This is a genomic window from Elusimicrobiota bacterium, assembly GCA_026388095.1.
Lineage (GTDB): Bacteria > Elusimicrobiota > Elusimicrobia > UBA1565 > UBA9628 > UBA9628.
Genome location: JAPLKL010000022.1, coordinates 51,377 through 61,804 on the forward strand (window position 1 = coordinate 51,377; position 10,428 = coordinate 61,804).

Consider the following 10,428-nt stretch of genomic DNA (forward strand, 5'->3'; position numbering starts at 1 on the left):
GTGTCCTCCCGCGACTCGGCCATCGTCTCCGTGGATGTCCGGCCCCTGCAGGCGCCCATGAACGAGCCGTTCGTCATCGCCGGCGGCGAAGCGGCCGAAGTCCGCAACGTGCTCGTCCGGGTGCGCCTGGCCTCCGGCGCCACGGGGTGGGGAGAAGGCGCGCCCATGGCGGCCTACAACGGCGAGACCCAGGCCGGGACCCTGCGCGGCGCCCGCGCGGCGCGCGCCGCCCTGCTCGGCCGCGACGCCGCCGCGTGGAGGAGCCTCCTCGAGGAGCTGGAGGCACGCCTGCCGCACCGCGGCGCGGCGCGGGCCGCTTTGGGCATGGCCCTGCTCGACGCCTGGACCCGGCACGTCGGCATCCCCCTGAGCTCTCTCTTCGGCGGGTCCGAGACCTCGCTGCGCACCGACATCACGGTCTCGCTGGTGCCGCCCGGCGAGGCCCGCCTGGCCGCGCGGCGCATCGTGGCGCGCGGCGTGAAGACCATCAAGATCAAGGTCGGCCACGACGTGGACGAAGACGAAGCGCGCGTGCGCGCCGTGGCCGGAGCGGCCCGCGGCCTGCGCCTGATGCTCGACGCCAACCAGGGCTACGGCCCGGGCGAGTCTTTGCGCCTTCTGCGCCGGCTGCGGCGCGCCGGCATCGTGCCGGTCCTCTTCGAGCAGCCCGCCGAGGCGGAGGACTACGCCGGCCTGCGCGCGGTGGCCTCCCGCGGCGGGGTCCCGGTGGCCGCCGACGAGTCGGCCGGCAGCCGCGAGGCGGTCCTGCGCCTGGTGCGCGAGCGCGCGGCGCAGGTCGTCAACATCAAGTTCATGAAATCCGGCCTCCTGGAGGCCTGGGACATCGCGGCCATCGCGCGCAGCGCCGGTCTGGGCCTCATGATCGGAGGCAACATCGAATCGTCCTTGGCCATGACCGCCGCCGCGCACTTCGCCGCGGGCCTGGGCGGCTTCGCCTTCGTGGACCTCGACACGCCCTTATGGTTCAGCCGCGACCCCATGACCGGGGTGCGCCTGGGGCCGGGAGGCGTCTACGACCTCTCGCGCGTCCGGGCCGGCATCGGCGTGCAGCCCAGGAGTTGGAGCAACTGATCCTCCGAGGCTGTCCCCGGGCAGCGCGTCATCACCGCCAGCGCCCGCCGGAATAAGGGGAGGGGGTCGGGGGGCCCCTCGGGCCAGTCCTGCAGCGCGGCGATGCGCGGGTCCGCGGGCCCGTCCTCCGGCCGCCGGCGGCAGAAGCCGGCCAGCCGGCGCGCGAAATCGTAGAGCACGCCCACCTCGGGGCGGGCGAAGCGCCAGGGGACCTCCTCCTGGTCGAAGCGCACGATGCAGCCCGAGTTGTAGAACGGGCCCGTCCTCTTGCGCGTCACCAGCCCGTCCCGCCGGGCCAGCAGAGTGATGGGCAGGCTCGGGAACAACTGCAGCCTCTGGTCGATCACCTCGCTGCCGGAGATGAGCGGGTAGCGGGACATGTGCCGCAGGTTTATGCGCAGGTCTGCGAGGGTGGTCCAGGGCGTGAACATGATCATGCTCATGTTGCCGCAGGGGAAGCGGAACTCCCGCGGCCAGCGCGCGGCCGTCGCGGCGATGAAGTCGGCCGCCGCGCGGATCTGCGCGGCGCTGATGCCCTTGTTGAGCCGGAGGTTCTCCCGCGCCGAGAAGTTCTCCAGGCCCATGGTGTAGAGGCGCAGGGCGAAGCCCTGGCGGGCCAGCAGAGGCAGGCAGCGTGAGATGGCCGGGCGCGCCGCCAGGAGGGTGTCCACCCGGGGGGAGAACCAGAACTCGGCACCGCGCAGGCGGCGCGCGGCCAGGGCCTTGAAGAACTCCTCGAGGCGCGCCCAGATCGCGCCGCCCTCGAACTCGAAGCGGCGCTCCACCCCCTCCGGCACCGGCTGGCGCAAGGCCGCCGCGACCACGCGCACGGCGAAGGACACGGGGTCCCGCAGGGGGCTGGAATCGGCGTGCGGGGCCGAGCAGAAGGAGCAGCCCCCGGCTCCGGGCGGCAGGCTCAGGCCCCGGAAGAAGGGATTGCGGGCCAGGGGCCGGCGATAGGGGCAGAACTCGCCGGCCCGGACCCGGACCAGCGGGTTGGCGGCCCAAGGCGCCTGGTTCAAGACCCGCCGGGAGAAGTCCGGTTGGATGCGCTCGATCAGCCGCGGATCCCGCAGGCGGCTCTCGTCGGCGTCGAGGAATTCCTGGCGCACGAAGCCGATGATCTCCCGATAGTCCTCGCCCGCGTGATAGTAGATCAGGCGCCGGCCCGGTATCGCGGCCGCCAGCGCGCGCGCCTGCGCGTCCTGCAGCCGCTCGTTGATGATCACGGCCCCGGCGCGGCTGCGGGCCACCTCGGCCCGCAGCAGCTTCAGGTCGCCGGGCTCCAGGAGGTAGCGGAGCGTCGGCTCGCAGCGCACGCCGAGCGCGCACCAGGAGGCCTGCCAGCCGAGCGACCGGGCCAGGCCCATGAGGAAGGGATAGGCGCTGGTGCGGAAGCGGCGCGTCGGATCGTCGGGCGCCAGTTCGACGAGCAGCAGGCGCAGCGGCGGAGGATGATGCGGCCGATGGGGTGTCATTTGTCCGCCGCCGAAGGGGCGCCGTGAGGCCCATGATACAATAACGGCCCCCGGGCCGCCAGACGCCGGCCCAGGCTCTCCTGCCCCTGCCATTGCCCGTAGAGGACCCCGGCCGCGGCCAGCCGGGCGAGCTCCGCGCCGAAGCGCGGCGCCAGCGGCGCCGGCGGCAGGGCCGCAAAGCGCGTCTGCGGCAGGGGCATGAACCAGTGGGCGTGGATGCGCGCGCCCAGCGCGACCAGGCGCCGGATCAAGGCCAAGGAGAGCCCCTGATCCTCCTCGGTCTCGCCCGGGAGGCCGAAGATGAAGTCCACGTTGGCCTTGAGCCCGGCCTGGCGGGCCGCGGCCACGGCGGCCACGATGTCTTCCACGCTGTGCCCCCGGCCCGCCGCGTCGAGGAGGCGCTGACTGCCGGACTGCGCCCCGATGGCCAGGTTGTCGTTGGCGGCATAGCGGCGCATGAGGCGCAGGGTGGCGGCGTTGACGTGCTCCGGCCTCACCTCCGAGGGCATGGAGCCGAAGAAGAGCCGCCCGGAGGGCCCTTGGGCCCGGCGTACCGCCCGGAAGAGCTCGCGCAGGGCGGGCAGGTCGACGGACCTGCCGTCGGGCGAGCCGTAGGAGAAGGCGTTGGGCGTGACCACGCGCAGGTCGAACATCCCGCGCGAGGCCAGCAGGCCCGCGTAGTGGGCCACCACCTCGGGACTGCGGTGCCGCGGCCGCGCGCCGAAGAGCGAGGAGGTCTGGCAGAAGCCGCAGGCGAAAGGACAGCCGCGCGTGATCTCGATGGGCCCGAAGACGCGGTGCGCGGGAGAGAACGGCGGCAGGCGGTCGAGGTCCGCGGGCGGCCTGGCTGCGCCCGAGCGGCAGCGGCCTTGGGCGTCCAGCCATGAGAGCCCGGCCAAGCCGCGGCCGTCCTCGCCCCGGCGCAGGCGCGCGAGCAGCTCCGCCAGGGTCTCCTCCCCCTCGCCGCGCGCCACGAGGTCGAAGCCGGCGCGCAGGGTCCCGGCCGGGTCCGCGCTGGGGTGCGGCCCGCCCGCCAGCCAGACCACGCGCTCCGGGAACTCCTCCCGCAGCCGCGCCAGGAAGGGGGCCAGCCCTTCCATCTGGGGCGTGCCCAGCGAGAAGCCGACCGCCACGCGGTCCTGACGGCGCAGGGCGGCGCGCAGGGCGCGGCGCAGCCGCGCGGGGTCCGAGGGGAAGGCGAGGGGCAGGCCGCGCAACTCCGGGCGCGGCTCCAAGGCGCCGGCCAGGGCGGCGATGCTGAAGCGGTTGGGCTTGGTGTAGTAGAGGATGAGCGCGGCCCGGAGCATGAAAAAATGATATCTTAAAAGAAGAACCGCCGCGCCCAAAGGAGAACAAGATGACATCCCGCTCGCCTCTGCTCGCCATGGCCGTGCTGCTGCTGGCCGCCGCCGCCTCCGCCGCGGAGCTCACTCGCGACGACCTCAAAAAGGTCCTCGACGCCAATCCCAACCTCGTCCTCGACGTGCTGCGCCAGAACAAGAAGGACTTCCTCGACATCGCGCTCCAGGCCCAGCAGGAGGAGCAGGCGCGCCGGCAGAAGGAGCAACAGGAGGCCCAGGTCAAAGAGCTCGATGAGCGCGTCAAGAACCCCCTGAAGCCCGAGATCACCAAGAAGACGCGCATCCGCGGCGACGCCAAGGCCAAGTACACCTTGGTCGAGTACTCGGACTTCCAGTGCCCCTTCTGCGGACCCAAGGCTCCGAACGGAAACCTCGGAGGCTACAAGATCGCCGAGGCCCTGCGCGAGAAGTACGGCAAGGACCTGCGCTTCATCTTCAAGAACAAGCCCCTGCCCTTCCATGCCCAGGCCCGGCCCGCGGCCCAGTGGCTCGAGGCCGCGGCTCTGCAGAGCCCCGAGAAAGCCTGGGCCTTCCACGACAAGCTCTTCGAGAACCAGGACAAGCTCGGCGACGCCTTCTACGAGGAGACCGCCAAGTCCCTCGGCCTCGACGCGGATAAGATCAAGAAAGCCCTGCAGGACCAGGCGATCAAGGACTCCATCGACGCCGACATCAAGGAGGCCGAGGCTCTAGGCTTCGACGGGACTCCCGGCTTCCTCCTCAACGGCGTGCCGGTCCGCGGCGCCTACCCGCCCGAGTACTTCGATCAGATCATCAAGAAGATCGACGAGGCGGGCAAGGCCGACAAGCCCGCCAAAGCCGATAAGGCCGGCAATGCCGACAAGAAGCACTGACATCTCTGCCCGAGCTGCCTGAAGTCGAGACGGTCCGCCGCGCCCTGGAGCGCGCCGTGCGCGGCTGCGTCATCAGCGCGTTCCGGGTGGGCCGGCCCGCCTTCAACCGGCCCATCCCGGCCGAGGCCCTGCGGGACCTCAAGGGCTCGCGCATAACGGCCGTCGAGCGCCGCGGCAAGTACATCCTGCTGAGGCTCTCGCGCGGCTGGGACCTGGTCTGCCACCTGGGCATGAGCGGCAGCGTTTCTTTCGGGGAGGACGAGAACCACGTCCGTTTCCGCTTCACGGCCGGAAGCCGCACCGTGAAGATCCACGACCCGCGCCGCTTCGGCCGGGTGGGCTGCCGCCTGCCCGAGCTGGGGCCGGAGCCTCTGGGCGCGGGCTTCTCCGCGGACTACCTCTTCGGCGCCCTGCGCGGGCGGCGCGCGCCTCTCAAAGCGCTGCTCCTGGACCAGGCGGTGGTGGCGGGGGTCGGCAACATCTACGCCACCGAAGCCCTGTTCCGGGCCGGCATCCGGCCCCAGCGGCCCGCGCGCCTGGTCACCCGCGCCGAGGCCGCCCGGCTGTGCGCCGAGGTCAAGAGCGTGCTGCGCCGCGCCATCAGTCTGGGCGGCACGACCCTGAAGGATCAGGCCTTCAAGGACCCGGAGGGACGGCCGGGGCGGTTCGCCCTGCGCACCGCCGTCTATGGGCTGAAGGTCGGAGCCTGCGGCCATGGGCTCAAGGCCACCCCCAAGCCCATCGCTGGCCGCACCAGCCTCTATTGCCCGGTCTGCCAAAGCTGAGGGATGCGGCCGGGCAAAAGATATATACTATCGCCATGCGGCTCATCTGCGCCATCCTCGGCTTCCTGACCGGCCGTTCGCAGGTCAGATGCGACGAGTGCAAGAACCTGGACGCCGAGAACAGATGCTACGGCCACAAGATGCCCGATGCGGTGGTCCACAAGACCATCTCCTGCGGGTTCTGGAGGGCGAAGGCAGCCTGACCATGGAGGACACTCCGGCGGTCCCCGAGAAACCCGCGGCCAAACCCTGGTCCTTCACTTTCTCCTTCTCATGGGACGGCCCGGGCCTGCCCACCCGCGCTCAGAGCGTCGAGTTCCTGCGCTCTTTGAGCCGCCGCGACCTGGCCATCATCGGAGGCGCCGTCGCCTTCATCTTCATCATTGAGCCCCTGCTGCTGTTCTGGCTCTTCAGCGCCAAGCTCGCCAGCCGCCTCGAGACGCAGGGCCTCGAGCTCAGCGCCTTGGTCTCCCGCCAGATCCAATCCGAGATCGGCCCAGCCATGCGGGAGGCCCTGTCCCAGCAGCTCCGCGTGGTCACGCCGCTCAACAACAGCAGCGCCAACGATTCCACCGGACTGGTCGTCCCTTCCCAGGCGCCGCCGCCCTCGCCGGGCAAGTCCAAGTAGCCGGGCCGCCGGCGGATGTCAAATGTCAAGACCTGACCCCGCCGGCTTTGCTAAGATAGCGCCATGCTCAAAAAGACCCCGAAGAAGACCCTGACCTACACCCGCGCCAACGGCTATGAGAAGCTGTCCGCCGCCGAGTCCAAGAAGCTCGATGCCGTCTGCGCCGAATACCGCGGCTTCCTCGGCAAGGCCAAGACCGAGCGCAAGGCCCACGACGAAGCCGTCGAGATGCTGGAGGCCGCGGGCTTCCAGGACCTCGACGGGCTCATCCGGGAGGGCGCCGCACTCAAAGCGGGCGACAAGATCTTCCGCAGCTGCGCGGGCAAGACCCTTCTGGCCGCAGTCCTGGGCAAGCGGAGCCTGGAGCAGGGCCTGCACATCGTGGGCGGCCACACGGACAGCCCGCGGCTCGACGTCAAGCAGAACCCCCTCTACGAGAGCGGCGAGATGGCCCTGCTCGACACCCACTACTACGGCGGCATCCGCAAGTACCAATGGGTGGCCATGCCCTTGGCCCTGCACGGCGTCTTCGTCAAGCCCGACGGCAAGAAGGTCTCCATCACCATCGGCGAGGAGCCCGGCGACCCGGTCTTCTGCATCACCGACCTCCTGCCCCACCTGGCCGCGGACCACGGCAAGAAGACCCTCTCCGAGAGCCACGACGGCGAGAACCTGGACGTGCTCGTCGGCTCGATCCCCAGCAAGGACAAGAAAGCCAAGGAGAAGATCAAGCAGCGCGTCCTGGAGCTCCTCAACGAACGCTACGGCGTCACCGAGGAGGATTTCCTCTCCGCGGAGCTCGAGTTCGTGCCCGCCGGGCAGCCCCGCGAGGCCGGCATCGACCGCTCGCTGATCATCGGCTACGGCCAGGACGACCGCGTCTGCGCCTTCACCGCGCTCAAGGCCATCCTGGACGTCCCCGGCACCCCCGAGCACACCTCCTGCGTGCTGCTCTGCGACAAGGAGGAGATCGGCTCCTACGGCGCCACGGGGATGTACTCGAACTTCTTCGAGAACACGGTCAGCGAGATGCTGGCCCTCTGCGGAGGGACCTACAGCGAACTGGTCCTCAAGCGCGCCCTGGAGAACTCCTGGATGCTCTCCGCGGACGTCAACGCCCTCTTCGACCCGCTCTTCGCCGGGGTCTCGGAGAAGAAGAACGCGGCGCTGCTCAACCAGGGCACCTGCCTGACCAAGTACACCGGGTCCCGGGGCAAGTCCGGGGCCAGCGACGCCTCGGCCGAGTTCATCGCCCAGATCCGGCGCATCTTCGACCGCGCCGGCGTGGTCTGGCAGGCCGCGGAGCTGGGCAAGGTGGACCAGGGCGGCGGCGGCACCATCGCCTACCTCATGGCCCGCTACGGCATGCTCGTGGTCGACTGCGGCGTGGCGCTGCTCTCCATGCACGCGCCCTGGGAGGTGTCGGGCAAGTTCGACATCTACATGACCTACAAGGGCTTTTTGGCCTTCCTCAAGGACGGCCGCCAGAACAGATAGCCCATGTCCATCCGCATCATCGTCACGGGCGGCACCTTCGACAAGGAGTACAACGAGCTCCGGGGCTCGCTGTTCTTCCGCAAGAGCCACGTCGCCGAGATGCTGCGCCTGGGCCGCTGCCGGCTCGCGGTCAAGGTCCGGACCTTGCTGATGATCGACAGCCTCTGCATGACCCCGGCCCAACGGCGGCGCATCCTCCAGGCCTGCCTGAGCTCCCCGGAGAGGCACATCGTGGTCACCCACGGCACCGACACCATGGTGGAGACCGCCAAGGTCCTGGGCCCGCGCATCGGCGACAAGACCGTGGTCTTGACCGGAGCCATGGTCCCCTACAAGTTCGGCAGCTCCGACGGCCTGTTCAACCTGGGCAGCGCCCTGTCCTTCGCCCAGAGCCTGCCGCCCGGCGTGTACGTGGCCATGAACGGCCGCTACTTCCTGTGGAACAACGTGCGCAAGAACCGCCGCCGGGGCGAGTTCGAGCCGGTGGGCCGTTCATGAGCGCCCCCTACCGCCTGGCCGGCCGCGGCGAGCACCCCGAGGACCTCGTCGTGAACATCGGCGGCCTGAAGTTCGGCGGCACCGACCTCATCGTCATCGCCGGCCCCTGCTCCGTGGAGGGCGAGGAGACCTACCTGCGCACCGCCGCCGCGTTGAAGGCCGCGGGCGCGCACATGCTCCGGGGCGGCGCGTACAAGCCGCGCACCTCGCCCTACAGCTTCCAGGGCCTGGGCCGCGCCGGCCTGCGCATACTCGCCGCCGCCAAGCGCCGCACCGGGCTGCCGGTGGTCACCGAGATCCTCGACCTGCGCGACCTCGACGCCATCGCCAAGGTCGCCGACCTGCTCCAGGTCGGGGCGCGCAGCATGCAGAACTTCCCCCTCCTCAAGGAGCTGGGCCGCGCGCGCAAGCCGGTCCTGCTCAAGCGCAGCCTCTGGGCCAGCATCGACGAGTGGCTGCTGGCCGCGGAGTACATCCTCAACGCCGGCAACCCCAACGTCATCCTCTGCGAGCGCGGCCAGCGCCAGGTGAGCGAGACGGTCCGCTGCAGCCTGGACCTCGGCGCCGTGCCCACGGTCCGCGGACTCTGCCGCCTGCCGATGGTGGTAGACCCCAGCCATGCCGCGGGCGAGCGCAGCCTGGTGACCCCGCTGGCCCGGGCCGCGGCCGCGGTCGGGGCGCACGGGATCATGGTCGAGGTCCACGAGAACCCCGAGGCCGCGCTCTCGGACGCGCGGCAGTCCCTGCACCTCGAGGAGTTCCGCGCGCTGATGAGCCAGCTCTCGGCGCTGGCCCCCGCGCTCGGGCGCAGGCTGGCCCGGCCCGCTCCCTGATGCGGCTTGCGGTCAGCCCCGGCCGGCCTCTGCGCGGCACGGTGAAAGTGCCGGGCGACAAGTCCCTCGCGCACCGGGCCTTGATCTTCGCCGCCCTGGCCGAGGGCGTCTCCCGGATCGCCAATCTGCCCGACTCCGCGGACGCGCGCTCGACCATCGCCTGCCTGCGCGCCCTCGGAGTCAAGGTCGGCTCAGGACGAGTACGGGGCACGGGCGGCCGCTTCCAGCCTCCGAGACGGGCCTTGGACGCCGGCAACTCCGGGACCACGGCGCGCCTGCTCCTGGGCCTGCTGGCGGGCCAGCCGTTCGCGGCCCGCCTGACGGGAGACGCGTCTTTGCGCAGGCGTCCCATGGGACGAGTGGCGCAGCCCCTGCGCCTCATGGGAGCGCGCATCTCCCTGCGCGGGCAGGACCGCCTGCCGGCCTCGGTCCATGGCGCCGCGCTGCGCGGCATCCGGTTCGCGGCCGACGTGCCCAGCGCCCAGCTCAAAAGCGCGGTGCTCTTGGCGGGCCTGCTCGCACGCGGCGAGACCACGGTGACCGAGCCCCTGCCCAGCCGCGACCATACGGAGAGGCTCCTGCCCTTCTTCGGCGTCCGGGTCGCGCGCCGTGGCCGCAGCGCCGCGGTCACGGGCCCCGCCCGCCTGCGCGCGGTGCGCTGGCGCCTGCCCGGCGACGCCTCCTCGGCCGCTTTCTGGGTCGCGGCCGCCGCGCTGGTGCCGGGCAGCCGGCTGCGCCTGCCCCGCGTGGGCGCCAATCCGGGACGCACGGGCTTCCTGCGGGTCCTGCGGCGCATGGGCGCGCGGATATCCTGCTCGGCCGCGAAAGGACTCCCGGAGCCGGTCTGGGACATCGTGGTCGAGTCGGGTCGGCTCTCCGCGACCACGACCTCGGCGGCGGAAGCTCCCGGCATCATAGACGAATTGCCCCTGCTCGCTCTGGCCGCCAGCCAAGCCGCGGGCACCAGCCGCTTCCAGGGCCTGGCCGAGCTGCGTCACAAGGAGAGCGACCGGCTCGCCGGGACTTTACGGCTGCTGCGCGCCTTCGGGGGCAGAGCCCGGATCGCAGGCGACACCTTGGCCGTGCGCGGCCCCGCGCGCCTGCGCGGCGCGGCCTTCGATCCGCGGGGAGACCACCGGCTCGCCATGACCGCGGCCGTGGCCGGGCTCATCGCGCAAGGCTCGACCACAGTGGCCGGAGCCGAGTGCATCGCGATCTCCTATCCGGGGTTCTGCGCCGAGCTTGGGCGTCTGGGCTAGGGCCAATGCCGGTCACTTAAGGTCCGCTTCCGTCGGCCGCTGCCGTTAAGACCCTCGGAACCCCGTAGGGGTTCCGAGGCCGGCGGTGTGCCCAGCATGAGCATGACTGGGAGGTGCAAGTCCTCTGGAGAACCTGGTCGCAG

The 10,428-nt window shown here is 71.2% G+C and carries 11 protein-coding genes; 9 read left to right on the forward strand and 2 right to left on the reverse strand.

Going from position 1 to position 10,428, the window contains the following annotated elements; all coding sequences use genetic code 11:
* Positions 1–1,092 carry a dipeptide epimerase gene (locus tag NTY77_06150; protein ID MCX5795056.1) on the forward strand — a complete coding sequence of 364 codons (1,092 nt, stop codon included), beginning with the start codon at positions 1–3 and terminating at the stop codon, positions 1,090–1,092.
* Here the strand turns inward: NTY77_06150 and NTY77_06155 are convergent.
* Together NTY77_06155 and NTY77_06160 are read right to left on the reverse strand one after the other, a co-directional pair.
* Positions 1,032–2,570: a hypothetical protein gene (locus NTY77_06155; protein ID MCX5795057.1), complete on the reverse strand. Its 1,539-nt coding sequence runs from the start codon at positions 2,568–2,570 to the stop codon at positions 1,032–1,034. The two genes, NTY77_06150 and NTY77_06155, sit on opposite strands and share 61 nt — an antisense overlap.
* On the reverse strand, positions 2,567–3,877 hold the full coding sequence (locus NTY77_06160) for a TIGR04013 family B12-binding domain/radical SAM domain-containing protein (protein ID MCX5795058.1): 1,311 nt from the start codon (positions 3,875–3,877) through the stop codon (positions 2,567–2,569). The genes NTY77_06155 and NTY77_06160 overlap by 4 nt, the downstream gene beginning before the upstream one ends.
* Before the next feature lie 50 nt (positions 3,878–3,927).
* Here NTY77_06160 and NTY77_06165 point away from each other — a divergent pair, with 50 nt between their 5' ends.
* From NTY77_06165 to aroA, 8 genes are all read left to right on the forward strand, one after another.
* Positions 3,928–4,785, forward strand: a complete 858-nt coding sequence (locus NTY77_06165; protein ID MCX5795059.1) for a thioredoxin domain-containing protein — start codon at positions 3,928–3,930, stop codon at positions 4,783–4,785.
* A gap of 14 nt (positions 4,786–4,799) precedes the next feature.
* Complete coding sequence (gene mutM / locus NTY77_06170; protein ID MCX5795060.1) at positions 4,800–5,570, forward strand: bifunctional DNA-formamidopyrimidine glycosylase/DNA-(apurinic or apyrimidinic site) lyase; 771 nt, start codon at positions 4,800–4,802, stop codon at positions 5,568–5,570.
* 35 nt (positions 5,571–5,605) lie between these two features.
* On the forward strand, positions 5,606–5,773 hold the full coding sequence (locus tag NTY77_06175) for a hypothetical protein (protein MCX5795061.1): 168 nt from the start codon (positions 5,606–5,608) through the stop codon (positions 5,771–5,773).
* Positions 5,774–5,775: 2 nt separating this feature from the next.
* Positions 5,776–6,198: a hypothetical protein gene (locus NTY77_06180; protein ID MCX5795062.1), complete on the forward strand. Its 423-nt coding sequence runs from the start codon at positions 5,776–5,778 to the stop codon at positions 6,196–6,198.
* Positions 6,199–6,261: 63 nt separating this feature from the next.
* A complete protein-coding gene (locus NTY77_06185) occupies positions 6,262–7,695 on the forward strand; it encodes an aminopeptidase (protein ID MCX5795063.1) in 1,434 nt (477 codons plus the stop codon).
* A gap of 3 nt (positions 7,696–7,698) precedes the next feature.
* Complete coding sequence (locus tag NTY77_06190; GenBank protein ID MCX5795064.1) at positions 7,699–8,193, forward strand: asparaginase domain-containing protein; 495 nt, start codon at positions 7,699–7,701, stop codon at positions 8,191–8,193.
* The gene (gene aroF, locus NTY77_06195; protein ID MCX5795065.1) at positions 8,190–9,026 is read left to right on the forward strand and encodes a 3-deoxy-7-phosphoheptulonate synthase; all 837 of its coding nucleotides are present in this window, start codon (positions 8,190–8,192) and stop codon (positions 9,024–9,026) included. Before NTY77_06190 ends, aroF begins: the two co-directional genes overlap by 4 nt.
* On the forward strand, positions 9,026–10,285 hold the full coding sequence (gene aroA / locus NTY77_06200; GenBank protein ID MCX5795066.1) for a 3-phosphoshikimate 1-carboxyvinyltransferase: 1,260 nt from the start codon (positions 9,026–9,028) through the stop codon (positions 10,283–10,285). The genes aroF and aroA overlap by 1 nt, the downstream gene beginning before the upstream one ends.
* Positions 10,286–10,428: the final 143 nt, after the last annotated feature.